Source organism: Kitasatospora sp. NPDC015121 (assembly GCF_055562955.1).
Map to the genome: position 1 here is coordinate 12,762 of NZ_JBVHEH010000001.1, position 23,842 is coordinate 36,603.

At 76.9% G+C, this 23,842-nt stretch carries 21 protein-coding genes; 9 read left to right on the plus strand and 12 right to left on the minus strand.

Translation table 11 applies throughout. The features are described from left to right. The first annotated feature begins 40 nt into the window (after window positions 1–40). The gene (locus ACZ3J7_RS00030; protein WP_465615125.1) at window positions 41–1,345 is read left to right on the plus strand and encodes a right-handed parallel beta-helix repeat-containing protein; all 1,305 of its coding nucleotides are present in this window, start codon (window positions 41–43) and stop codon (window positions 1,343–1,345) included. Between the two features lie 9 nt (window positions 1,346–1,354). Here the strand turns inward: ACZ3J7_RS00030 and ACZ3J7_RS00035 are convergent, their stop codons facing one another. Together ACZ3J7_RS00035 and ACZ3J7_RS00040 are read right to left on the minus strand one after the other, a co-directional pair. Continuing rightward, a complete protein-coding gene (locus tag ACZ3J7_RS00035) occupies window positions 1,355–2,179 on the minus strand; it encodes a LolA-like protein (RefSeq protein WP_465615127.1) in 825 nt (274 codons plus the stop codon). 91 nt (window positions 2,180–2,270) lie between these two features. After that, entirely contained in the window at window positions 2,271–4,979 is a 2,709-nt protein-coding gene (locus ACZ3J7_RS00040; protein WP_465615129.1) for an SdrD B-like domain-containing protein, read from the minus strand. A gap of 348 nt (window positions 4,980–5,327) precedes the next feature. On the opposite strand from ACZ3J7_RS00040, the gene ACZ3J7_RS00045 reads away from it, so the two are divergent. Then, complete coding sequence (locus tag ACZ3J7_RS00045) at window positions 5,328–5,621, plus strand: hypothetical protein (protein ID WP_465615131.1); 294 nt, start codon at window positions 5,328–5,330, stop codon at window positions 5,619–5,621. Between the two features lie 137 nt (window positions 5,622–5,758). Here ACZ3J7_RS00045 and ACZ3J7_RS00050 read toward each other — a convergent pair whose 3' ends face one another. The 5 genes from ACZ3J7_RS00050 to ACZ3J7_RS00070 form a co-directional block, all read right to left on the minus strand. Beyond that, the gene (locus ACZ3J7_RS00050) at window positions 5,759–6,382 is read right to left on the minus strand and encodes a LysE family translocator (RefSeq protein ID WP_465615823.1); all 624 of its coding nucleotides are present in this window, start codon (window positions 6,380–6,382) and stop codon (window positions 5,759–5,761) included. A 328-nt stretch (window positions 6,383–6,710) separates the two neighbouring features. Beyond that, the gene (locus ACZ3J7_RS00055) at window positions 6,711–8,444 is read right to left on the minus strand and encodes an SDR family oxidoreductase (protein WP_465615133.1); all 1,734 of its coding nucleotides are present in this window, start codon (window positions 8,442–8,444) and stop codon (window positions 6,711–6,713) included. Further along, window positions 8,441–9,277 carry a M24 family metallopeptidase gene (locus tag ACZ3J7_RS00060; RefSeq protein WP_465615135.1) on the minus strand — a complete coding sequence of 279 codons (837 nt, stop codon included), beginning with the start codon at window positions 9,275–9,277 and terminating at the stop codon, window positions 8,441–8,443. The genes ACZ3J7_RS00055 and ACZ3J7_RS00060 overlap by 4 nt, the downstream gene beginning before the upstream one ends. A gap of 1 nt (window position 9,278) precedes the next feature. Further along, window positions 9,279–10,358 carry a PDR/VanB family oxidoreductase gene (locus ACZ3J7_RS00065; protein WP_465615137.1) on the minus strand — a complete coding sequence of 360 codons (1,080 nt, stop codon included), beginning with the start codon at window positions 10,356–10,358 and terminating at the stop codon, window positions 9,279–9,281. A gap of 236 nt (window positions 10,359–10,594) precedes the next feature. Then, entirely contained in the window at window positions 10,595–11,488 is an 894-nt protein-coding gene (locus ACZ3J7_RS00070) for a metal-dependent hydrolase (protein WP_465615139.1), read from the minus strand. Between the two features lie 214 nt (window positions 11,489–11,702). Between ACZ3J7_RS00070 and ACZ3J7_RS00075 the strand changes: the two genes are divergently transcribed. Together ACZ3J7_RS00075 and ACZ3J7_RS00080 are read left to right on the plus strand one after the other, a co-directional pair. Next, window positions 11,703–12,005, plus strand: coding sequence for a hypothetical protein (locus ACZ3J7_RS00075; protein WP_465615141.1), 303 nt, complete (start codon window positions 11,703–11,705; stop codon window positions 12,003–12,005). Beyond that, window positions 12,002–12,544 carry a pyridoxamine 5'-phosphate oxidase family protein gene (locus ACZ3J7_RS00080; protein ID WP_465615143.1) on the plus strand — a complete coding sequence of 181 codons (543 nt, stop codon included), beginning with the start codon at window positions 12,002–12,004 and terminating at the stop codon, window positions 12,542–12,544. The genes ACZ3J7_RS00075 and ACZ3J7_RS00080 overlap by 4 nt, the downstream gene beginning before the upstream one ends. A 39-nt stretch (window positions 12,545–12,583) precedes the next feature. On the opposite strand, the gene ACZ3J7_RS00085 is transcribed toward ACZ3J7_RS00080, so the two are convergent. Beyond that, the gene (locus ACZ3J7_RS00085; RefSeq protein ID WP_465615145.1) at window positions 12,584–13,003 is read right to left on the minus strand and encodes a hypothetical protein; all 420 of its coding nucleotides are present in this window, start codon (window positions 13,001–13,003) and stop codon (window positions 12,584–12,586) included. Between the two features lie 276 nt (window positions 13,004–13,279). On the opposite strand from ACZ3J7_RS00085, the gene ACZ3J7_RS00090 reads away from it, so the two are divergent. Genes ACZ3J7_RS00090 through ACZ3J7_RS00105 form a run of 4 tightly spaced genes read left to right on the plus strand, consistent with a single transcriptional unit; the run spans window position 13,280 to window position 18,081 of the window. Beyond that, entirely contained in the window at window positions 13,280–14,548 is a 1,269-nt protein-coding gene (locus ACZ3J7_RS00090) for a polyprenyl synthetase family protein (protein WP_465615147.1), read from the plus strand. Further along, the gene (gene crtI, locus ACZ3J7_RS00095) at window positions 14,545–16,116 is read left to right on the plus strand and encodes a phytoene desaturase family protein (RefSeq protein WP_465615149.1); all 1,572 of its coding nucleotides are present in this window, start codon (window positions 14,545–14,547) and stop codon (window positions 16,114–16,116) included. The genes ACZ3J7_RS00090 and crtI overlap by 4 nt, the downstream gene beginning before the upstream one ends. Further along, window positions 16,103–17,086, plus strand: coding sequence for a phytoene/squalene synthase family protein (locus ACZ3J7_RS00100; RefSeq protein WP_465615151.1), 984 nt, complete (start codon window positions 16,103–16,105; stop codon window positions 17,084–17,086). The genes crtI and ACZ3J7_RS00100 overlap by 14 nt, the downstream gene beginning before the upstream one ends. Continuing rightward, window positions 17,083–18,081, plus strand: a complete 999-nt coding sequence (locus tag ACZ3J7_RS00105; protein ID WP_465615153.1) for a DUF5914 domain-containing protein — start codon at window positions 17,083–17,085, stop codon at window positions 18,079–18,081. Before ACZ3J7_RS00100 ends, ACZ3J7_RS00105 begins: the two co-directional genes overlap by 4 nt. Window positions 18,082–18,100: 19 nt before the next feature. Here the strand turns inward: ACZ3J7_RS00105 and ACZ3J7_RS00110 are convergent, their stop codons facing one another. The 4 genes from ACZ3J7_RS00110 to ACZ3J7_RS00125 all read right to left on the minus strand — a co-directional run bounded on the left by ACZ3J7_RS00110 (window position 18,101) and on the right by ACZ3J7_RS00125 (window position 22,898). After that, on the minus strand, window positions 18,101–19,657 hold the full coding sequence (locus ACZ3J7_RS00110; RefSeq protein WP_465615155.1) for an FAD-dependent oxidoreductase: 1,557 nt from the start codon (window positions 19,655–19,657) through the stop codon (window positions 18,101–18,103). Between the two features lie 49 nt (window positions 19,658–19,706). After that, window positions 19,707–20,990: a lycopene cyclase family protein gene (locus tag ACZ3J7_RS00115; protein ID WP_465615157.1), complete on the minus strand. Its 1,284-nt coding sequence runs from the start codon at window positions 20,988–20,990 to the stop codon at window positions 19,707–19,709. 163 nt (window positions 20,991–21,153) lie between these two features. After that, window positions 21,154–21,660, minus strand: a complete 507-nt coding sequence (locus tag ACZ3J7_RS00120; protein WP_465615159.1) for a hypothetical protein — start codon at window positions 21,658–21,660, stop codon at window positions 21,154–21,156. Between the two features lie 275 nt (window positions 21,661–21,935). Continuing rightward, window positions 21,936–22,898 (minus strand): alpha/beta hydrolase fold domain-containing protein, encoded by a 963-nt coding sequence (locus tag ACZ3J7_RS00125; RefSeq protein ID WP_465615161.1) that lies wholly within the window; start codon window positions 22,896–22,898, stop codon window positions 21,936–21,938. 94 nt (window positions 22,899–22,992) lie between these two features. Here ACZ3J7_RS00125 and ACZ3J7_RS00130 point away from each other — a divergent pair, with 94 nt between their 5' ends. After that, complete coding sequence (locus ACZ3J7_RS00130) at window positions 22,993–23,805, plus strand: SHOCT domain-containing protein (protein WP_465615163.1); 813 nt, start codon at window positions 22,993–22,995, stop codon at window positions 23,803–23,805. The last annotated feature ends 37 nt before the right edge of the window (window positions 23,806–23,842 follow it).

Sequence of the window (23,842 nt, forward strand, 5' to 3'; positions counted from 1 at the left end):
AACACGTTTCATGCAACTCCGCCTCTCTTCTTCTCGTTTGATGTCGGGTCAGGTCGGTCTCGGTCGGCTGTGGGTCGCCGCGGCGCTGGTGCTGCTGCCGGCGGCGGCCGGTTGTTCCCCGGACGCCGGTGGTTCCCGGTCAGCCGACCGCCATCCGCCGGGGACGGTGCTGCGGGTGCCGGAGGACTTCCCGACCGTGCAGCGGGCGGTGGACACCGCGAACCCGGGCGACCTGGTGCTGGTCGGCCCGGGGACGTACCGGGAGAGCGTGCGGATCACCAGGCCGCGGGTGGTGCTGCGCGGGACGGACCGCAACGCCGTGGTGTTCGACGGCGGGCTGAAGCTGGTCAACGGGATCACCGCGACCGGCGCGGGCAGCGTGGTGGAGAACCTGACCGTGCACGGCTACCTGGCGAACGGGGTGCTGTTCACCGGCGTCACCGACGAGAAGCTGCAGCGGCACGGCGCGGGCGGTTCGGCGTACGACCCGCTGGACACCACCCGGTTCCCGCCGGTGCGGGGGTTCCGGGCGACCCGGGTGACGGCGTACGGGAACGCGCTGTACGGGATCTACGCGTTCGACGCGCGCGGCGGGGTCATCGAGGAGTCGTACGCGTCCGGGCAGGCCGACTCGGGGATCTACGTCGGGCAGTGCAGGCCGTGCGACACCCTGGTGCGGGGCAACACGGTGGAGCGCAACGCGGTCGGGATCGAGATCACCAACGCCTCGGAGAACCTGACCGTGGTGGGCAACCGGGTGGTGGGCAACCGGGTCGGGGTGACGGTGAACTCGAACGACCTGGAGTCGTTGGCGCCGCAGCACGCCGCGGTGATCGCGGGCAACGTGGTGGCGGACAACAACGCGGCGGACTCGCCGGAGCAGGCGGACGGCGGCTTCGGGATCGGGATCGGGATCGGCGGCGGGACGGGCAACCGGGTCGAGCGGAACCTGGTGCGCGGCAACCGGGCGGCGGGCGTGGTGGTGACCGACCCGCCGGGGCACCCGGCGTCCGGCAACCGGGTCACCTCGAACCGGGTCACCGGCAACGGGGTGGACCTGGTCAGCGCGGCGGCCGGTCCGGGCAACTGCTTCAGCGGCAACGGGCCCTCGACGCAGAGCCCGGACGGGCTGGAGGGGCTGGCGGCCTGTGACGCGGCCGGCGGCGGCCGGGTCCCGGCGGGCCGGGCGGCGGGCGTGCAGGCCCCGCCCGGGACGGCGTTCGACGCCGTGCCGGTGCCGCCCGCGCAGCCCGCGCTGCCGGACCCGCACGCCCCGGCGGTGCCCGCCGTCGACCTGCCGGGCGTGGTCGACCCGGACGCGTACCCGCTGCCCGCGGACCGGTGACACCGGGGGTCAGCCGGCCGTCGCCCAGGGCGCTTCGGGGAGTTTCGCCCCGGTCCGCCGCCCGTGGAAGTCCAGGGTGGTGGGGGTGCCGATGCCGGGCATCCGCATGGTGACGCGGCGCAGGCCGCCCTCGCCGTCGATCCAGTAGGTGAGCGGCGAGGTGTCCCCCGGGGTGGCCGCCTCGCGCGGGCGGGGGCCGGAGATGCGGTCGTGCTCGCGGCCGTCGATCCGGTCGCGGCCGAGCAGGCGGGGGCCGGCCTGGGCGAGCAGCAGCGGGTTGTCGGGCCGGTCGGCGCCGAGCTGGACGGCCAGGTCGAGTCCGGCGTCGAGCGGGTCGGTGCCGTACGGGCGGGAGGTCCAGCCGGTGCGCGGGACGTGCTCGGCCTGTTCCCAGGCGGGGGTGGCGGCGTTCGTCCCGGCGGGGGGATCGGCGAGGCCGAGGCCGCCGGCGTCCCAGATCAGCAGGCCCTCGTCGAGGGCGCCCTGTGCTCCGGTGACCTTGTAGGTCCCGGCGGCGTGCCGGGTGCGGTAGTCGATGACGCCGTGCACCTCGACCACCGTGCCGTCGCCCTCCCGGACGGTCAGTTCGACCTCGGCGGGGCTGGTGCCGTAGAGGGTGAACCGGGACAGGGCGAGCCGGGAGGCCTCCTCGGTGCTGAGCGGCCGGGCCTCGTCCGTGCCGGTGGTGAGCCGCCAGGCCGTCACCCCGCCGGCGGCGACCAGGACGGCGGCCAGCGCGGCGATCAGCGCGTGCCGGCGACGGCGGCCGCTGCTCCCCGGTGCCGCCGGGGCCCGCTTCGCCGCGTTCTTCGTCACCGCGTTCTTCGTTGCCACGGATTCCTCTGCTGTTCCTGGGGTGGACGGGCCGGGGCCCCGGGTGCGAACCCGGGGCCCCGGTCCTGCCGCCGATCGGGTGGTCGGACGATCAGCTCGCCCGGCGCCGGCGCACCGCGACCAGCAGTCCGGTGCCGAGCACCAGCAGCAGCGCGCCGCCGGCCAGCGCGTACGGCACGGTGCCGTCCATGCCGGTGCTGGCGAGGCTGCCGCCCGGGGTGGGGCGGGACTGCGGCGGCGCGGGGGCCGCCGGGGTCGGGGTGGGGGTGGGCGTCGGGGTGGGCGTGGGGGTCGGCTCCGGCGGGACGACGGTGTTGACGGCGGTGGTGGTGATGCCCGCGTCGAGGTGCGCGTCGTCCAGCACGACCGGTCCGAGGACCGGCTGTTCGGGGGCCCGGTAGCCCTTGGGCGGGCTGACCTCCTGCCAGTAGTAGCTGCCGAGGTCGACCCGGCTGGTGCAGGTGCCGTCCTCGCCGGTGGTGCACGGGTCGCCGACCTCGGTGTCGGCCTTGTCGCCGTCGGCCTGCAGGCCGGCGGTGTCGTTGGACTCGCGCCACAGCTGGAAGACCGCGCCGGGCAGCGGCTTGCCGTCCTGGTCGTGCTTGACCAGGCGCAGCGCGCCCTGCTGCTTCTGGAAGCCGAAGTCGAAGCTGTGGTCGTTCTGGCCGGGTCCGCCGGTGGTGAGCGCCCGTTCGACGTAGCCGCCGCCCTCGGGGACGGTGCCGTCGGAGTCGGTCAGGCGGTTGTCGCCGACGTTGTCCCCGGTCGGGACCCAGTGGTACAGCGGGCCGGTCGCGGTGTAGTCGGCGGGGTTGTCGAGCCGGATGGTGTAGGCGGTCTTCGGCTTCAGCCCGCCGGTGACGTTGCCGTCGTCGAAGTAGTACTCGCCGCGGGCGGTGGTCTTGGTGGTGCCGACCAGCTTCCCGTCCGCGTCGTAGAGGTGCACGGTGGCGCCGGGGACGGGCTTCTGCTGCGGCAGCTGCCGTCCGGAGCGCTCGGGGTCGTACCAGACCCGGTTGCCGATCTGCAGCGGGGCGCGGTCGCAGAGCACTTCCAGGTCGGCCATCGCGGCGCCCTTGCCGAAGCGCGAGCGGCCGTCGGACAGTTCGTTGCCGAGGCCCGGGTCGGGGCCGCCGCCGCGCAGGGTGAACATGGTGCCGGCGGTGACGATGTTGTTGGACACGTCGTAGCCGGAGGTGGCGATGGAGTTCTCGACCTTGGACAGCGCCAGGCCGGCGAACGCCGGGTACGGGTGGCCGTTCGGGTACGGGCGGCTCTGGTCGAAGAAGCCCTTGTTGCGGACGGTCTGGCCGCAGCCGAGGTTGACGTCCAGCACGTACGTGTCACCGCTGCGGCAGGCCTTGTTGAAGTCGGCCGAGGCGAGCACGTAGACGAAGCCGTTCGGCAGCGGCTGCCCCTCCGGCGGGGCGGCGGCGGCCTGGTCGGCGTACCGGTCGCGGAAGGCCAGCAGCATCGAGCCGTCGGTCTCGAAGCCGACCTCGCCGAGCTCGGGCTCCGGGTTGACGCCGCAGTCCGCGCCGCCCACCTGGGGCTCGGTGTCCTGCCACGGGTACCAGAAGTAGCCCGCGCAGGGGGTGGTCGGGACGCCCCGGTGGTCGAGCGGCTGGTCCAGCACGGCCGCGCGGAACACGCCGGTGGCCGGGTCGAAGGGCAGCACCACGGCCCGCAGGTCGGTGATCCTCCCGGTGGACTGGCCGGAGCAGACGCCGCCGACGTAGCCGGTGCCGTCCTGCATGCCGAGGCCGTACGGGCGCCAGTCGTCGGGCGACGGGCAGCCGGCCGCCGGGATGGCGTACACGGCCTTGGGCGCGGACGCGGCCGGCGCGGTGGCGTCGTACCGGTACAGCTTGCGGTCGTGCAGGTTGACCACGTACAGGTCGCGGCCGTCCTCGGTGAGCTTCAGCCCGCCGAGGCTCTCCTTGCCGACGGCGGGCAGGAACGCCAGGTCGTCGCCGTCGGCCGCGTGCGCGGTCGTCCCGGCGTTCGGGACGGTCGCGAACAGGGCGGTGGTCTTCTTCACCGGGTCGGTGACGTAGATCGCCCCCGGCCCGCCGGGGCCGTACGCGGTGGCCCGCTTGGCCTGCGCCGAGCTGAACAGCCTCCGGTCCTCGCGGTTCCAGGCGAGGCCGAAGACGTTCCCGGTCTGGCCGCTGGTGCCGACGTCGGTGACGTCCTTGTTCACGCCGCGCGACTCGTACGGGAAGGTCAGCAGGGTGCGCTGGGCCGCCGGGGCGCCGGTCGGCGGCTGGCAGGCGGTCGCCAGCGGGGCGTTGCGCTGGCAGTAGTCGGCGGGGTTCCACAGGCCGGTGGTGAGGGCGGCCTGCTTGCCGGCCGAGAGGTCGACGAACTCCTCGTTGCTGCTGAGCCGGTTCGGCGCCCCGGTCAGGCCCTCGCGGGCGGCGAACGCCGGGTGGAGCACGCCCGGCTTCGGGTTGACCACCTCGACCCGGTACCTGCCGCTGGGGGTCGACTTGGCCGGTGTCAGCGTCACGGTGCCGTCGGCGGCCGTGACGCCGGTGCGGACGGCGCCGTCCTCCCCGGTCAGGGTGACGGTCACCCCGCCGATGCCCGGCTCCAGCACCGGCGTCCAGGTGCCGCTCTCGTCGACGGCCCGGATCACCCGCACCGTCACCGAGCCGTCCGCCGTCGCCGGCGAGGCCGACGGGGCGGCGACGGCGGTGGCCGCCGCGAGGGCCGCCACCACGGCGGCGGTCCGCTCGGCCCGCCGCCGCCGGACGCCCGGTACGGGCGCCCTGGTCTGTTGCTCTGTCTGGGTCATGCCCTGCTCTCGTGGATAGCTCCGGCAGGCGCGCCGAACCGCGGCCGGACGGTCATCCGAACGGCTCAGAACACACCTCTTTTGGCCGAATGTTAAGCGGAATACGACCATCCGGGTGGCGTTACAAGGAAATTGACGATCCATCAGGAAGCACACCGGTCACTTTCACGTGCGCCTCGTGCGCCCCCGCCCTGCGACCGCCTGACGGTCCGTCAGCTCCCCGCCGCCCCCGCGCGGCGCCACCCGGCGCCGCGCGCACCCGGCCGGACCGTTCCACCGCGACCGGGGCGGGCGGGGGCGGGAGAATGGAACGGTTCGCGGGAGCCCTGAAAGGTCCGGAGGCGTGCGATGCGAACCCTGATCGTCGCGGAGATCGACACCGAGAAGTCGAACGAGCTGGTCACCGGCGGGAAGATGCCGGAGTTGATGGGCGAGCTGCTGGGGAGGCTGCGGCCCGAGGCCGCGTACTTCTACCCCCTGAACGGCCACCGCGGGTTCACCCTGGTGGTGGACCTGGAACGGGAGTCGTCGCTGGTGGCCGCCATGGAGCCGCTCTGGCTGCGGTTGGGCGCCAGGGTGACGTTGACGCCGTGCATGACGGCGGACGAACTACGGGAGGGGATCGAGGAGTTGCACAGCTGACCCAGCCCTCCTGGTCCAGCCCTCCCGGGGGGACCTCGTCGCGCGGGACGGACACGCCCCGCACCGACGCGGGACCCCGCCGTGGCCCGGCCGTTCGCCGGCCGGGTGGCGGGCCGCGGCCGCGTCCGGTCTGCGGGTCAGTCGCCGAGGGCGAGCTTCGCGCCGAAGCCGAGCACCGCGACGCCGGTGGCCCGGTCGAGCAGGCGGCGGACGGACGGGCGGCGCAGCCGGGCGCGCAGGGTGCGGGCGAAGGCGATCAGGACGGCGGACCAGAGCAGGCCCTCGGCCACGTGCACGCAGGTGAGCAGCACGCCGGCGGCGAGGTGCGGGGCGCCGGCCGGGATGAACGGGGGCAGCACGGCGACGTAGAAGACGCCGACCTTGGGGTTGAGCAGGTTGGTGAGCAGGCCGCGCCGCCAACCGGCCCACCAGCCGCCGCCGTCCGCCCCGGCCGGTGCGTCCGGCTCCGCCGCCGCGGTGTGGCGGGCGCGGAGCATCCGCAGGCCCGTCCAGAGCAGGTAGCAGACGCCCGCCCAGCGCAGCGTCTCGTAGGCGAGGCGGGAGGCGGTGAGCAGGACGGTGAGTCCGGCGGCGGAGGCGGTGCCCCAGGTGAGGGTGCCGACCTGGATGCCGAGGACCACGCCCCAGGCCCGGCGGCGGCGGTCGAGCGCGGCGGTGCGCAGGATCAGCGCGGTGTCGAGCCCGGGGGTGAGCGTGAGCAGGCCCACGACCAGGGCGAAGGAGGCGAGCGGGCCGGTCATCGTCGAGAAGTCCACGGACCGCCAGTCTACGGGAGGGCGGGGCGGCCGTAGCGGGCGAGGCAGTGCCAGACCCGCTTCAGCTCCTGGGGGTCGTGGTGGCCGGCGCGGGCCGCCGCGCCGATCGCGGCGGGGTCGAGCACGCCGGCGCGGGCGATCGCGGCGGCGAGGGCGGTGATGTGCGGGCCGCGGTAGTCGGCGTAGCGGGGCAGTTCGGCGGCGGGGAGGCGGGGGGCCGCGGCCGCAGCCGGTTTTCCGCGCTCCGGCGTCGGCTCCCCGCCTTCGGATTCCCGGCTGAGCCGCCACGGCTTCCGCGCCCCGGCGGGGCGGCTCAGCCGGCGTTGATCCGGGCCGCCTTGCGCAGCAGCGCGGGGCTGAGCCGGCCGAGCAGGCGGGCGGCCTTGGCCTCGATGGTGACGGGGACGACGGCCTTGCCGGTGCGGACCGCGCGGACGATCTCGGCGGCGACCTTCTCCGGGGGGAAGCCACGGCGGGCGTACAGCCGGGAGACCTTGGCCTGCTTGGCGGCGAGCGCGTCCTCGTCGAGGCCGGAGAAGGTGGTGGTGCGGGTGATGTTGGTGTGGACGATGCCGGGGCAGATGGTGGAGACGCCGATCCGGTGCGGGGCGAGTTCGGCGCGCAGGCAGTCGGAGAGCATGAAGACGGCGGACTTGGAGGTGGCGTACGCGGCGAGCCGCTTGGCGGGCAGGTAGGCGGCGGCGGAGGCGAGGTTGACCAGGTGGCCGCCGGTGCCGCGGTCGACCATGAGCCGCCCGAAGGCGCGGCAGCCGTGGATGACGCCCCACAGGTTGACGTCCAGGACGCGGCGCCACTCGTCGTCGGTGGTCTGCAGGAAGGTGCCGGAGTGGCCGATGCCGGCGTTGTTGACGACCACGTCGGGGACGCCGTGGTCGGTGGCGACCTGCTGGGCGAAGGCGTCGACGGCGGCGCCGTCGCTGACGTCGACCTGGTAGGCGGCGGCCTTGACGCCGGAGAGTTCGCAGAGTTCGGCGGTGCGCCGGGCGGCGGGCAGATCGCGGTCGCAGACCACGACGCGGGCGCCGGCGTCGGCGAAGGCGAGCGCGGTGGCCCGGCCGATGCCGCTGCCGCCGCCGGTGACGACGACGAGTTCGCCGGTCGCGGAGGGTTCCTGGCGGAGCGCGCCGTGGTCGCGGGCGGTGAACTCGCGGACCATCGCGGCGACCGTCGGGCCCTTCTCCAGCAGCGCGGACCAGTGGGTGGCGTCCAGGGTGCGCCGGGTGAGCCGGGGGACCCAGCGTTCCAGGCCCTCGGAGAGGAAGTCGGAGACGTAGTGGTCGCGTCGCAGGGTGATCAGCTGCACCGGCACCTCGGTGTGCCGCTCGCGCGGGGCGCGGACCCGGGGGCGCATGTTGGCCCGGTACAGCTCGATGCCGTGCACGGCGTCCTTCGCGAGGGTGGCCTGCGGGTGGCCGGGCCGGGGGCGGACGGCCTCCAGGTCGCGCAGCACGCGCGGCCAGAGCCGGGCCAGGCCGAGCCTCCAGGCGGCGGGGGCGAGGACGGGGAGCTGGAACAGCGCGATGTACCAGGAGTGGGCGCCCTGGCGCAGCAGTTGGGAGAGGTGGCGGGGGGTGGGGCGGCGCAGCCGGTGCCGGATCCAGTGGCCCATGTGGTCCAGGCAGGGGCCGGACATCGTGGTGTAGGAGGCGATCCGCCGGTAGGAGCCGGGCGCGGTGACGGCCTCCCAGGCCTGGACGCTGCCCCAGTCGTGCGCGACGACGTGCACGGGCCGGTCGGGGCTGACGGCGTCGGCGACGGCGTACAGGTCCTGGCCGAGCAGTTCCAGCCGGTAGTCCTCGCGGGCGGCGGGCACGCCGGAGGCGCCGGAGCCGCGGGTGTCGTAGCGCACCACGTGGTGGTCGGCGGCCAGGTCGGCGGCGACGTCGTCCCAGACCGAGTGGTCGTCGGGGTAGCCGTGCACCAGGACCACCGTCGGGTCGGCGGGGTCGCCCTGCTCGTACACGGCGAGCGGGAGGCCGCCGGAGTCGACGGTGCGGCGGCGGGGCGCGTTGCTGCGGCCGGTCATGCGGTTGCCTCCTGGAGTGCTGCCCAGCGCCGCACGTGCGGCAGGTCGTCGTCGAGCCAGTACGCGTCGTCGTCGGTGACGACGAGGAGTTCCTCGAACTTGATGCCCACCTCGCGGAAGCCGATGTGCGGTTCGACCGCCCACAGGCCGGGCGTGGGGGCGTGGCGGGAGGTCCGGCCGCCCGCCCAGAGCGGGGAGCGGCCTTCCAGGCGTTCCTTCACGAGTTCGCGTCCGAGGGTCTGCAGCGTACGCACTCCGAAGCCGAACAGGTGGACGCCGGCCGGGCCGCGGGCGGTGTTCCGGGTCACCTGGTGGCCGATGACCCGGCCCGGGTAGACCTGGTGGCGGTTGTCGTAGCCGTGGAGGGCGAGTTGGGCGTCGACGGCGGCGTACACCTCGGCGAGCGGCTTGCGGGCCTTGACCTCGCGCAGGATGAGTTCGCGGTAGGCCCGGAGGTCCTTGGCGAGCAGGTCCCAGACGGGGTTCTCGCCGACCTTGCCGCCGTAGCCGATGTCGGCGGTGTAGCCGTCGACGACGGGCGCGCAGTCCAGCACGTACGGCATGCCCTCGGTGAGGACGCGGGAGCCGGCGAAGAACTGCAGCGGGGTGTGGAAGTGCCGGAAGGCGGTGCGGTCGCCGAACCAGGCGAACGGGACGTGGAAGAAGTCCTGCACGCCGGCCCGGACCAGGCAGCGGCGCAGTTCGGCGGTGGTCTGGCGTTCGGTGACGCCGGGTTCGATCCAGGCGGCGACCTGTTCGGCGCAGTGGTAGGCCAGTTGCTGGACCTCCCGGAACCTGGCCAGGTCGTGTTCGTCGTACGGGAACGCGGGCATCTCACACCTCCAGGACGAGGGTCTCGCCGGTGGCGGCCCGGGAGACGCACGGCAGGAGCAGGCCCGCGGCCCGCTGTTCCCCGGTCAGGCGGCGGTCGCGGTGTTCGGGTGTTCCGGCGGAGACCTTGAGGACGCAGGTGCCGCAGAAGCCCTGCCGGCAGGAGTACGGCAGGTCGGGGCGGAGTTCGCGGGCGACGTCGAGCGCGGAGCGGTCCGCCGGGACGGTCCGTGTCGTGTCACCGATCCGGATGTCGAACGGTCGGCCGTCGCGGATCGGCGCGGCCCCGAAGCGTTCGAAGTGCAGGGCGGCGGCGGGCGAGGCGGGCAGCGCGCGCTGGACGGCGAGCAGCATCGGCGCGGGCCCGCACACGTAGACGGCGGCGCCCCGGGGCGCGTGCGCGAGCAGTTCGGCGGCGTCGGGGACGCCGTGCGCGTCGTCGGTGCGGACGGTCACCCGCTCCGGGTCGAGCGCGGTCAGCTCGGCGGTGTACGGGAGCGCGGCGGCGCTCCGGCCGGTGTGCACCAGCCGCCAGTCGAGGCCCGCGAGCCGGGCGGCCCGGGCCATCGGGAGCAGCGGGGTGACGCCGATCCCGCCGGCCAGGAACAGCACCTTCTCCTCGCCGCAGAACGCGAAGCCGTTGCGCGGCCGCAGCACCCGCAGCCGGACGCCGACGTGCAGGGCGTCGTGCACCTCGACCGATCCGCCGCCGCCGTCGGCGATCCGGCGCACCGCGATCCGGTAGGCGTGCCGGTCGGCCGGGTCGCCGCACAGCGAGTAGTGGCGCTCCCGCCCGGACGGCAGCGTCACCCGCACCCGCGCGCCCGGCTGCCAGGCCGGCAGCGGCCCGCCGGACGGGTCGCCCAGCCGCAGTTCCACCACGTCCTCGGCGACCGCCCGGTGCGACAGCACCACCAGGTGCAGCGGCGGCACGCCCCGCGCCTCGCCCCGCCGCGGGCTGCGCCGCAGCCCGGGCCGTCCCAGCGCGGGGCTGTACCAGTCCCCGAACGCGGTCAGCCGGGCGAAGAACCGGTCCGTCCTCGGGCGTCCGTACAGGTCGGGGGGCGGCGTTTCGAGATCCATGGTGTGACGGCTCCAAGTGGCGTTCGCGCCCCGCCGGGGGGCGCGGGGAACTGCGCGGGGGGACGGGACGTGCGCGGGCTCCGGGGACGGGGGCGGCGGGCGGGCCGAGCGGCGGGGGGTGACGTGCTCCGCGGGGACCGCGGCCAGGACGCGGGCCCCCGGGGGATCCGGGTCCTCCCGAAGTGCCGTGTCCGCTGGCGCGGTTCCCCGCGCCCCGGTTCCGCGTCCTGCTCGGCTCAGCGGGTGGCGGCGGCCCGGGCCGCGGGCGACTTCGCGAGGTAGGCGAGTGCCTGCGAGGAGCTGCCCTCGCGGGTGGGGTGGTAGCGGGGGCCGAAGTAGCGGGCGGCGGAGCGCAGGAAGCGTCCGGGTTCGGGCAGCAGGCCCCGGCGGGCGGCGTGCCGGGCTTCGCGCCAGGTGGGGGCGGGGCGTCCGTCGAGGGTGGGGTCGGCGGCGAGCAGGAAGCGGGTGCCGCGGACCCACAGGTGGAGCAGGAGGGGGCCGGAGACCAGCATGCCGCGGACCCGGCGCAGGTAGCCGGGGTCGAGGTGGCGCATCAGGTCGTAGGCGACGCTGCGGTGCTCGACCTCCTCGGCGCCGTGCCAGCGCAGCAGGTCGAGCATGGTGGGGTCGGCCTGGGCGCGGTCGAGGCCGGGCGAGTTGAGCGCCCAGTCGCCGAGGAAGGCGGTGAAGTGCTCGATCGCGGCGACGAAGGCGACCCGTTCGATGACGTTCTCGCGGCGCTGGCGGGCGGTGAGTCCGGGCTTGTCGCCGAGGACGCGGTGGAACAGCCAGCTGATCTGCCGGACGTAGGGGCGGGGGTCGAGGCCCTGGCCGAGCAGGTGGTCGAGGACCTCCTGGTGGGCTTCGGCGTGGATCGCCTCCTGCCCGATGAAGCCGAGCACCTCCTCGCGCAGCTGCTCGTCGCGGATCAGCGGCAGCGCGTCCTTGAACACCTTGACGAACCAGCGTTCGCCCTCGGGCAGCAGCAGGTGCAGGACGTTGATGGTGTGGGTGGCCATCGGCTCGTCGGGGATCCAGTGCAGCGGGAGTCCGGACCAGTCGAAGTGCACGTCGCGCGGTTCGAGCACCAGGTTGTCGTGCACGGTGACGGGCGGGGTGGGGCGGGGCATGGGGGTGCCTCCTGACGCGCGGCGGACGGGGGAGCGGCCCGGGCGGCCCGGGTCGTCCGGGCGGGCACACCGGCAAACTACTCGTGGGTAGCGGGCCCGACAAGGGGTTCGGCGACTCTTATCAACATCGAGTCTAATAAGCCGCCCGCCCGGGTCGTCCCGCCGCCGGCGAACCCGCTTGCCCCGGCCGCCGCGAACCGCCAGTCTGGGTCCCGTGCCGGGGCAACGGAAGCGCAAGCGCGCACAGGACGAGGAGCACCGCCGTCGCGCCGACGCGCACGCGGGCTGGCGGTGGCACCCGGTCGGCTGGTTCGCCGACCCGGCGGCCCTGCGGGAGCACGTCCGGCTGCTCCGCGCCCACCACCCCCTCGACGAGGCTCGGCTGCGGATCGACACCCCGTGCACCCGCACCGGCGCCCCCGCCGACAGCCGGCTGCTGGTGCTGCTGCCGCCCGGCCTGGCCCTCGGGCCCGGCGGCACCACCGTGGTGGCCGCCCCCGCCCAGGAGGGCCCGTGACCGACGCCGCCTCCCCCCTCGTCCGGGCGCTGGTCGCCCACCCAGTGCTGGCCGCCCCCGCCTACCCGCCGCCGGACCACGCGCCCACCGGCCCCGCCGAGCTGTTCACCGCCTGGCTGCTGGACGCCCTCGCCGCCGGCACCCCGGACGCCCAGGTGCTGACCCTCGCCACGGTCGACGCCGAGGGCCGCCCGGACGCCCGGGTGCTCGTCCTGCGGGACGTCGAACTCCCGTCCGCCAGCTGGCACTTCTGGACCGACCCGGACTCCCCCAAGGCCGCCCAGCTGGCCGCCCGCCCGGCCGCCGCCCTGACCGCCTACTGGCCGCTCCACGGCCGCCAGGTCCGCCTGCGCGGCCCGGTCCGCCCCTCCCCGGCCTGCGCCACCCCCTCCCCCGCCCAGCACTGCTACGCCCTGCACCCCGTCCAGGCCGAGTTCTGGCAGGCCTCCCCCGACCGCCACCACCTCCGCCGCCGCCACACCCGCACGCCGGACGGCTGGACCGACACCGGCTGGACCGACACCCGCCTGCCCGGGTAGGCCCGCCCCGGCGGGGTGCCGGACCGCCGTCCGGGGCCGTCAGGTGGTCTCGCGCCGCTGCTTCATCTCGGCCTCGGCGATGTGGGCGCGGCCGTCGCCCAGGGCCTCGCGGACCTGCCGCTCGACCTCGGTGAAGCGCCGGTGGTACCCGTCGTCGTAGGCCTCGACGACCTGGAACGTCCACATGCCCGGCAGGACGTCCGCCCCGCGGACCTCGCGCTCGACCAGGTCGGCCTGCTCGTCGTGCCCGGCCTCCCGCAGCCGGCGCACCGCCTCGCCCACCGTCTTGTCCGCGCCCCCGGTGAGCTGGTGGAAGTCGTACAGCCGCCCGCGGGCCCGCTGGGTGGTCTCCAGCGCCTCGGACAGCAGCCCGAGCGCCTCGACCGTCGCGTCGTCCGTGCCCGGCGGCCGCTCGTGCCGCCGGGGCTCCGGGCCCCTCTCCTCCGTGCCGTCGGCCATCTCACTGCCCGCCTCCCTCCCGCGCGCCGCGGGTCCGGGTCGCTCGTCCGGTGCGGCCGCGTCTGCCCACCGGAGCGCGGGTCACACGCGGCCGTGCGGGAGGCCGCCCGGTGTGTCGGCGGGGCGCGGGCGCGCCGGGGGGTGAATCGTGGGCGGCGGACGACTGCACCCCCGGAACGGGGACAGACGGAAAGAGCCCCCGCACCGCCGGTGCGGGCGCCCCCCGGGGCGCCCGCACCGGGACGTGCGCCGGAACCCGACGGGAAAGCGAGCCCGATGTTCTCCGTACCACTGCCGGCGTCAGCGGCGGCCCCGGTCGCCCCGCCCGGGCGGGGCGCCCCGTTCGAGCTGCTCCGCTCCCCGGCCGGAGGGCGCGACTCCCCCGGCCCGACGGAGGAGCCGGCGACCGCGCGGACCCCGGCGACGGCCGGGTGCGTCGACGCCGACGTGCCGGGCGCGATCGGCCGGGTGCTCGACGGGTACCTGGAGCACCGGGTGGCCCGGGCCGCCGCGGCCGACGGGACCTTCGCGGCCGACGTCGCCCTCCGGGTGGCGGAGTTCACCCGGGGTGGGGGCAAGCGCACGCGGGGGCAGTTCCTGTGGTGGACGATGCGCGCCTGCGGACGGGGGGACGGGCCGGTCGGCGTCGCCCTGGCCACGGCGGCCGCGCTGGAGCTGCTCCAGACCTGCGCGCTCGTCCAGGACGACGTGATGGACGGGTCCGCGACCCGCCGCGGACGCCGGTCCCTGCACCTGGACGTGGCCGCCCGGTACGCGCCCGACGTGGACGAGCCGGGCGCCGCGCGCTTCGGCTCGGCCGCGGGCGTCCTCGCCGGGGACCTGGCCCTCGCCTGGGCGGACGACCTCGCCTCCGCCGCCCGGGCGGACCTGCCGGCGCGGACGCGGGAACGGCTCCGGGAGGTCTGGTCGGACCTGCGGACGGAGCTGGTCGCCGGCCAGTACGCGGACGTGCACGGACAGCTCACCCGGTCCCGCTCGCCCGGCCGGGCGATCCGGATCGCCCGGCTCAAGAGCGGGATGTACTCGGTCGAGCGGCCCGTGCACCTGGGCGCCGTGCTGGCCGGGGCCGACCCCGGGCAGGTGGCGGAGCTGCGCCGCTCGGGCCGCTGCGCGGGCATCGCCTTCCAGCTCAAGGACGACCTCGACGGGGTCTTCGGCGACCCCGCGCGGACCGGCAAGCCCGGCGGTGAGGACGCCCGGGCCGGCAAGCCCACCTACCTGTTCGCGGTGGCGCGCGCCCGGGCGGCGGCCCGCCGCGACCGGGTCTCCTCCGACGTGCTGGAACGCTGCCTGGGTGACCCGGGCCTGGACGACGCGGCGCTGTCCGAGGTCAGGGAGGCGCTGGTCCGGACCGGGGCGCGGGCCGCCGTGCAGGCCCGCGTCGAACGGCTCTCCGCGCGCAGCGCGGAGCACCTGGAGCGGGCCCGCCCGACGGGCCCGGGGGCCGGACGGCTGGCCGAGCTGCTCCGGGCGGCCGCCGGTCTCCCGCCGGTCGGCGCGGGCGACGGGGGGTGGACGCGATGAGGCGCGCCGCACCGCCCACCGACCACGTGGTCGTCGTCGGGGCGGGCCTGGCCGGACTGTCCGCCGCCTGCCACCTGCTCGGCGCGGGACGGCGGGTGACGGTCGTCGAGCGGGACGAGGGACCCGGCGGACGGGCCGGACGGGTCCGGCGCGGCGGGTACCTCTTCGACACCGGGCCGACCGTGCTGACCATGCCCGACCTCGCCGACGAGGCGTTCGCGGCGGTCGGCACCTCGCTGCGGGCCCACGTGGACCTGCTGCCGCTGCACCCCGCCTACCGGGCCCGGTTCGCCGACGGCAGCACGCTGGACGTGCACACCGACGCGCAGGCGATGGAGGCCGAGGTGGAGCGCTTCGCCGGGGCGCGCGAGGCCGCGGGCTACCGGGAGCTGCGCCACTGGCTCGTCCGGCTCTACCGGGCGCAGATGCGGCGCTTCGTCGACGCCAACTTCGACTCGCCGTGGCAGCTGCTCACCCCCGACCTGGCGCGGCTGGCCGCACTGGGCGGGTTCGGCCGGCTCGCGCCGCGGATCGCCCGCCACCTGCGCGACGAGCGGCTGCAGCGGGTCTTCTCGTTCCAGTCCCTGTACGCGGGCGTGGCGCCGGCCCGGGCGCTGGCCGCCTACGCGGTCATCGCCTACATGGACACGGTCGCCGGGGTGTGGTTCCCGCGCGGCGGCATGCACGCGCTGCCCCGGGCGATGGCCGCCGTCGCCGAGGCGGCGGGGGCCGCGTTCCACTACGGGAGCACCGTGACCCGTCTGGAGCGCAGCGGGGGCCGGGTCACGGCCGTCGTCACGGACCGCGGGCGCGTCGCCTGCGACGCGGTCGTGCTCACCCCCGACCTGCCGGTGACGTACCGGCTGCTGGGGCGGGCGCCCCGGCGGGCGGTGCCGCTGCGCTTCTCGCCGTCGGCGGTGGTGCTGCACCTGGGCACCGACCGGACCTGGCCGGAGCTGGCCCACCACACCCTGTCCTTCGGCCGCGCCTGGGAGCGGACGTTCGACGAACTGACCCGCACCGGGAGCCTGATGACGGACCCTTCGCTGCTGGTCACCCACCCGACCGCCACGGACCCGTCGTCGGCCCCGGCCGGCCGGCACACCCACTACGTGCTGGCGCCGGTGCCCAACACCGCCATCGGCCCGGACGCCGCGGCCTGGGGGGAGCTGGCGCCCGGCTACCGCGACCACCTGCTCGACACGCTCGAACGGCGCGGGCTGACCGGGATCGGCGCGGCCGTGGAGGAGGAGTGCCTGGTGACCCCAGCCGACTGGACCGCCCAGGGGCACGCGGCCGGCACGCCGTTCTCCGCGGCCCACACCTTCGCGCAGACCGGCCCGTTCCGGCCGCGCAACCTGGTGCGGGGCCTGGAGAACGTGGTGCTGGCGGGCTGCGGCACCACCCCCGGGGTCGGCGTCCCGACCGTCCTGATCAGCGGGAAGCTCGCCGCCGCCCGGATCACCGGGGCCGACCGGCCGGCCCCGGGGCGCCGCCGCGCGCCCTCGGCGCCCGGAGCGGTCCCGCTCACCCCACCGACCGCAGGAGCATCGCATGACGGCCCGTGAACTGGACGCCGCGGGGATCACCGCCCCCGAGCTGCGGGCGGCGTACACCGCCTGCCGCGCGCTCAACGCCCGGCACGGCCGCACCTACTTCCTGGCGACCCGGCTGCTGCCGCCGGAGCGCCGGTGCGCGGTCCACGCGCTGTACGGGTTCGCCCGCTGGGCGGACGACGTCGTCGACGGGCTGGACCGGCGCGAGACGCCCGCCGAGCGCGACCGCCTGCTGGCGGCGCTGGAACGCGACCTGGACCAGGGCCTGCGGCGCGGGGACGCGCGGGAGCCGGTGGTGCGGGCGGTCGCGGACACCGCGGCGCGGTACGCCATCGACCCGGCGCTGTTCGCCGACTTCATGGCCTCGATGCGCGCCGACCTCACCGTCACCGACTACCCGACCTACCAGGACCTGTACGGCTACATGCACGGCTCGGCGGCGGTGATCGGCCTGCAGATGCTGCCCGTCCTGGGCACGGTGACGGACCGCGCCGAGGCCGAGCCGTACGCGGCCGCCCTCGGGGTGGCGTTCCAGTTGACCAACTTCCTGCGCGACGTGGGCGAGGACCTGGACCGCGGCCGGGTGTACCTGCCGGCCGACCTGCTCGCGGCCCACGGGGTGGACCGGCCCCTGCTGGAGTGGAGCCGCCGCACCGGCCGCCACGACGCCCGCGTCCGGGCCGCGCTGGTCGCCGCCGCCGCGCTGACCCGCGCCGCCTACCGGGACGCCGAGCCGGGCATCGCGCTGCTGGACCCCCGGACGCGGCCGTGCATCCGGACGGCCTTCCTGCTGTACGGCGGCATCCTGGACGCGATCGCCGAGGGGGGCTACGCGGTGCTGCACCGGCGCTCGGTGGTGCCGCTGCACCGGAAGGCGGCCGTCGCGGCGGCGGGGCTGACCCGCGTCGTGGCGGCCAGGGTGCGCGCGCCCGCCCGGAGCGGTCCGCCGTCCGGACCTCCGCGCCGACGGGCGGGACGGTGAGCGCCGCGCCCCGCTGGCGGCCCCCGCTGCGGCTGCGCCGGGGCACCGACTGGGCGGGACAGGAGCCGTCGTGGCGGGAGGCAAGGCCCGCGCTGATCGCCGCCGCGCTGGCGCGGGCGACGGCCCGGCCGACCGGGAACTGGTTCGTCGTCGGCGCCGCCGGGCGGGTCGCCGCCGGCGGCCGGCCGAGCGGCCGTTCGGTGGGCGGCGCGGAGGTGGTGCTGTGGCGGGACGCCACGGGCGCGCTGCGGGCCGGTCCGGGCGTCTGCCCGCACCTGGGCGCGCCGCTGAAGGACGGCCGGGTGGTGTGCGGCACGCTGGTCTGCCGCTGGCACGGGCTGGCCCTGGACGGCGGCCCGGCCGCCGGCTGGGCGCCCTACCCGGTGCACGAGGACGGCGTCCTGGCCTGGGTGCGGCTGGACGCCGCGGGGGGCGAGGAGCCCACCGAGCGGCCGGTGGCGGTGGAGCGGCCCGACCCGCGGGAGGCGGTCACCTCGGTGTACACGGGGTCGGGGCGCTGCGAGCCCGAGGACGTGGTGGCCAACCGGCTGGATCCGTGGCACGGCTCCTGGTTCCACCCCTACTCGTTCACCGACCTGACGGTGCGGGAGGTGCCGGACGGCACCGGGGAGGACCGGTTCGAGGTGGACGTGTCCTTCCGGGTGGCCGGGCGGCTGGTGGTGCCGGTGCGCGCGGTCTTCACCGCGCCCGGGCCGCGCACCGTCGTCATGCGCATCGTCGAGGGCGAGGGCGAGGGCTCGGTGGTGGAGACCCACGCCACCCCGCTGACCGGCCCGGGCTCCCCCGCGCCGCGCACGGCGGTGGTGGAGGCGGTCGTCGCCCGCTCCGGGCGGCGCGGTTTCGCCGCGGCCCGGGCGCTCGCCCCGGCCCTGCGGCCGCTGGTGCGCCACGCCGCGGGCCGGCTGTGGCGCGACGACCTGGCCTACGCGGAGCGCCGCTGGGCGCTGCGCAGCACCGGCCGCTTCCCCGGCTGACGGGGAAGCGGCCGGGCGGTCAGCGGGCCGCCCGGCGGGCCAGGGCGCGCAGCAGGCGGGAGCGGCCGGCCCGGGGCACCGTCCACAGCGTCTGGCCCGCGACGCCCCAGCGGGCCAGCAGGGCGTTGGCGGCCTGGAAGCCGGTGGTCGCGGCGCGTTCCATCAGGGCGACCGGCAGGTCGGTGCGGACGAGGTCGCCGGCCAGGACGACGGCGGGGTGCGGGGTGGCGACGCCGGGGCGGCGCGGCCAGCCGCCGACCGGGAACACCGGGCAGTCCCGGCGCCACTCGTGGCGGACGTCCACCGCGCGGGCGTCGCGGGTCTCCGGGTAGACCTCGCGCAGCCGGGCCGCCATCCGCTCCTGGACCTCCTTCGGCTCGGCGTCCTCGGCCACGGCGTAGGCGTGCAGTTCGACCACGGAGCCGCCGGTGCGGGCGGACCAGCGGGCCGCCTCGCCCTCCCAGCGCTCCAGCACGCTGACGTTGTCCAGCCCGTCGTAGCCGCTGGTGCCGAGGAAGCCCGGCCGGTCGGGGGCGACGGGGCGGTCCAGCCAGAGCCGGGACACCAGGAAGGGCGGTGCGGTGCGCAGCGCGGCGATGTCGGCGCGCCAGGCGGGGTCGCCCAGGTGCGGGGAGTCCGCGACGAGGCCCCGCAGCCCCGCCGGGTCCAGGGCGAGGACCACGGCCTGGTGGCGTTCGGCGCCCCGGTCCCGGGTGGTGACCTCGACGTCCCCGCCGGGCAGCGGGCGGACGGCGTCGACGGCGGAGTCGGTGCGCAGGTCGGCGCCGAGGGCGGTCAGGTAGCCGGCCAGCGGGTCCCACAGGGCCTGCGGGTAGGGCTCGGTGGGGACGTCGAAGAGCAGCCCCTCGGAGGAGCCGAGGAAGTAGATGTGGAACATCAGCAGGAGTTCGGCGGCGGACAGGTCGCGCGGGTCGGTGAAGAAGCTGCGGGAGAACACCTCGAAGGCGAGGTGGCGGGCGGCCTCGGGGAAGTTGATCCGCTGGAGCAGGTCGTGCGCGCTGGTGGTGTCGTGGCGCTCGAAGACCTCGGGGAGGCGGACGTCCAGCAGCGGGAGGGCGGCCCGGGCGTCCAGGCGGGCGAGGTCGCGCGGGCCGAAGGTGGGGCTGAGGGCGACGAAGCCGGCCGCGCTGAACGGCGGGGTGCGCGGTACCCGGGCGAAGCTGTCGGTCGTGCCGGAGCGCTGGCGCAGCGGGTAGTCGGGCAGGCCGACCAGCCTGGTGAGGCCGGGGTCGGTGCGCCGCAGCAGGCCGCGCAGGTTGTAGTACTGGCGGAAGAAGGCGTGGAAGCCGCGGCTCATCGTCGCGGTCGATCCGTCGGCGAGCCGGGTGGTCCACCCGGCGACCCGCCCGCCCAGCACGGGTTCCCGCTCGTGGAGGACGACGTCGACGCCGCGCTCGGCGAGGGCCGTCGCGGCGGCCAGGCCGGCGATGCCGCCCCCCACGACGGCCACCCGGGGCGGCTCGGCCCCGCCGAAGCGGGCGCGGCCCGGGGCGGCGGGCAGCACCTCGGCCCGGCGGTCGCGCCCGTGCCGGGTGGCGGGCGGGGTGCGGCTCATGCGCCGCTCCCGCGGTGCGCGGCGTGGGCGGGGCGGGGCGGGGGCGTGGTCAACGGCGGTCCTCACGGGTGGGCGGGGCGGGCGCGGGGCGGGTGCCGGGCGTGGTCCGGCGGGGCAGCAGCGGCAGTTCGGCGGCCGAGCGCAGCATGGGGCCGACGGGGCAGCGCAGGCCGATGCGCAGTTCCTCGAAGGGGGTGCTCGCGCCGTCCAGGAAGCGCAGCACCTGTTCGGCGGGGGTGCGGCGGAACAGGTCGGTGAAGAAGCGGGGTCCGTCGACCCGGCCGGCGTCCAGGGCCCGCAGCAGGACGGCGTCCATCGCCAGGGCCCGCCGGCGGTGGGGGGCGGGCGCCGGTGCGGGCCGGCGCGACGCGGCCGGTCGGCCGAGGGCCTCGACGATGGCGCGGCTCTGCCGCTGGACGGCGGCGAAGGCGTAGCCGGTGGCGGGGCGGGTGGCACCGCCGGCCGTGCCGATGCGCACGTGCGCGGGGCCGTCCCGGCGGGGGAAGCGGCCGTCCGTCATCAGGATGGCGCCCTGCTCGACGTCCTCGACCGTGAACCGGCCCAGGCCCAGCACCTCCCCGGTGTAGGCGCGCAGGGCCCGCTCGTACGCGGGGAGGGTCAGCGGGCGCCGGGAGAACTCGGTGTACTCCACCAGCGCGCGGTCGGGGGCCAGCGGCAGGACGTACCCGAAGCCGAGGCCGTGGGCGGGCTGCGGGACGCGGAAGTCCATCAGGTGCGCCGCGCCGGGGTCGAAGCGCGGCCGGTCGGTGCGCACGAACCAGCCGCGGAAGTGCTGCAGCAGGGCGGTCCGGGCCGGCGGGGGCCCGGCGGGCGGCCTGGAGTCGAAGACGTACCGGGCGTCGAGGACGAGCGGCCGGCCGGCCGGGTCGTCGGCGTGCACGCGGGCGCCGGGGCGCCCGTCCGGCCGCGGGTGCACGGAGCGGACCGCGGCGCGCAGGACCCGGGCCCGGGGGTGGGCCGCGAGGCGGCGGTGGACCAGTTCCTCGAAGGCGGTCGAGCGCAGCATCCGGTAGCGCAGGGGGGCGGGCTCCGCTTCGACGGCGTCGCCGTCCGGGCCGGTGATCCGCAGCCGGGACCACTGGGCGGTGACGGCCTCCTCGTACGCCCCGGGGCCGTCGTCCCAGAAGCACCAGGTCCGGGGGGCCGGGCGCAGCGGCCCCTCCGGCGCCTCGACGACGGTCACGTCGAACCGGGGGCCGCCGTCGGCCCCCTCCGGGTCGTGCCGGACCAGGCGGTCGGCCAGGCTGAGCCCGGCCGCTCCCCCGCCGATGATCACCAGCGCGAGGGGCTCGTCGTGCGCGGTGCCCGTCAACTCGCCTCCGCCTTCCGGCTCCGGGCGGGGACGGGCGGGCGGACGGCTCCCCGTCGCCCGGCCCGGTCGCCGGCCCGCGTGGTGGCGCGGTGGTGTTCGCGCCCCGGTCCGCCTGCCCGGGGCCGGCCGCGCCATGCGTCCGGAGCCGCCGCCCCGCCCGCCGTCACTCCTCCTCCGGGTCGGGTTCGCCCTCGCCGGGGCCCGGCGCGTCCCGGTGGGTGAAGGCCAGGACGCTGCCGGTGACGCCGATGACGATCAGCGCGACGGCGATGCTGGTCCCGCCGGAGCGGTCCCAGTAGACGTCGCTCAGGTTGATCAGGTTGGCGGTCTCGTCGATGATCAGCGCGGTGCCGATGCCGTAGGCCAGGCCCATCCAGGTGCGCCAGCGCGGCGAGCGTTCGACCAGGCCGAGGGCCCCGACGACCATCAGGACGAGGATGCCCCACACGTAGTGGTGGAGGTGGACGCCGCCCGCCGAGACGTTCCCCACGCCCGCGGCGTCGATGTGGATGAGCCAGGTCAGCAGCCGCAGGAGGCCGAAGGTGAGGGTGAAGCCCCACCAGGCCAGCACCAGGCCGCGGCGGGTGGGCGAGACGTCCCGCCAACGGCGGGGGCGGCGCCGTTCCGGCCCCGGCGGGGGTGGCGGTTTCCGCTGCGCAGGCGCGTCCATCCGTCGACCGTAGGCCCTCCCGGGCGCACCTCGTGGGACCGGCACGCGGCACCGGGCCGGCGGACGCGCGCGCGGGCGCGCGGGAGGACGCGGGCGGGCCTGGCGACGGGCCTAGGCCCTCTCTTTCGGATCTTGTCGGATCAGCGCGCGGCGTTGGGCGCCCGGCTGGGAGTGCCGGCCCGACGCCCTCGTACTGGACGTACTTGGGTGTTGGGCCGGTGCTTCCAGGCGGGATGCCCGGCGTCGGGCGCCCGGCAAGATCCGAAAGAGAGGGCCTAGCCGAGCAGGCGCCGCAGCCAGTCCCGGCGGGCCGCGGTCGCCGTGCGGGTGACGGCGGCGGTCGGGGCGAGGGTGTCGAAGCCGTGGGGGGCGCCGGGCCAGACGTGGAGTTCGGCGTGGCCGCCGGCCTGCCAGAGCGCGTGGGCGTAGGCGGTGGTCTCGTCGCGGAAGGTCTCGGCGGAGCCGACCTCCAGGTAGGCGGGGGGCAGGCCGGTGAGGTCGCGGGCGCGGGCGGGGGCGGCGTACGGGGGCAGGTCGGGGGTGCGGTACAGGGGGCCGAGGGCGGCCTGCCAGGCGGTGGCGTTGGAGGCGGCGTCCCAGGTGTCGTGGCCGGCGGCCTGGCGGCTGGAGCGGGTGGTGCCGCGGTCGTCGAGCATCGGGCTGAGCAGGAGTTGGCCGCAGGGCGCCGGGCCGCCCCGGTCGCGGAGCAGCAGGGCGAGGGCGGCGGCCAGTCCGCCGCCGGCGCTCTTGCCGGAGAGGACGATCCGGTCGGGGTCGATCCGCAGCGGCCCGGCGTGCCGGACGGCCCAGCGCAGCGCGGTGCGGCAGGCGTGCAGCGGGACGGGGTAGCGGGCGGCGGGGGCGAGCGGGTAGTCGACGGAGAGCACGGCCAGTCCGAGCGGTTCGGCCAACTCCCGCAGCAGGCGCGGCAGTACGGCGTGGGCGTTGCCGCCGATCAGGCCGCCGCCGTGCAGGTGGAGCAGCGCCGGCAGCGGGCGGTCCGTCCCGGCCGGGCGGGCGGTGACCAGCGGGACGCCGTCGGCGTCGTGCTCGGCGGCCTCGAACCGTCCGCCGTCGGCGAGTTGGCGCACGGTCGGGCGCGGCCGCCGTTCGGCGTCCCGCCGCTGCCAGGCCGCCAGGGCGTCGGGCGTCAGCGGGGCGGGCACGCCGCCGCGGGCGGCGAGCGCGGCGGCCGGTTCGGGGTCCAGGTACGGCGCGGCGTCCGGCTCGGTCTCCATGCCGTCGAGTATCCGCGAGGATCCGCGGAGCCCGCCCCGGCCGGGGGGCCGCCCTGGTCCGGGCCGTTCACCGGGGGCCGCTACCATCCCGGCCATGGACGACACGGTGGTCCCGGACGAACCGCGCTGGCCGGGCCTCTCGGGCATGCGCTGGTTCGCCATCGGGTTCTTCGCGGCGCTGGTGGCGGCGGGCGGCTGGGGGGCGGCCCGGCTGCACGCGGGCGTTCCGGGGCCCGACGGGTACGTGTACGCGGGGCTGGTGCTGTTCCTGGCCTTCCTGATGTACCTGAGCGGCCAGGCGCTGGCCCGGGGCGGCGCCGGGACCGGCGCGTTCCCGGTGTTCGGCGCGGGCCCGAGCGTGCTGGTGGCGGTGGCGCTGGGGGCGGGCGGCTCGGCGGCGGGCGGGTGGGGCGGCTGGATCGCGGCGGCCGTGGCGGCGGTCGCGGCGGCGGGGGCGGTGCCCGCGGTCGCGCACGCGCGCAAGTGGCGGCTGTGGTCGCTGAACGACGGGCGGGAGCGGGCGCTGCTGGAGCGGCGGATCCGGGAGGAGGGCGAGACCGTCCGGGCCGCCCTGGTGGAGGTCGCCCGGATCTCCGACGCCCCGGACCACGACGGCCGGTACTGGGCGACCCTGACGCTGCGCTACCCGTTCGGGGACGCCGTGCACACCAAGGAGCTGCGGACGTCCTTCCCGGCGCACTCCCGCCCGCGCGCGGGCGACGGCGCCACCGTGCGCTTCCTGGCCGCCGATCCGACCGACGTCCGGCTGGAGCTGGACGGGCCGGACACCCCGCGGGACGGCACCGACCTGCCGGCCCGGATCGAGCGGCTGTACGACCTGCACCGGCGCGGGGCGCTGAGCGCCGAGGAGTTCGCCCTGGCCAAGCGGCGCCTGCTCACCGACTGAGGCCGCCGGGGACCGCCGGAGACCGCCGGGGAGCCGC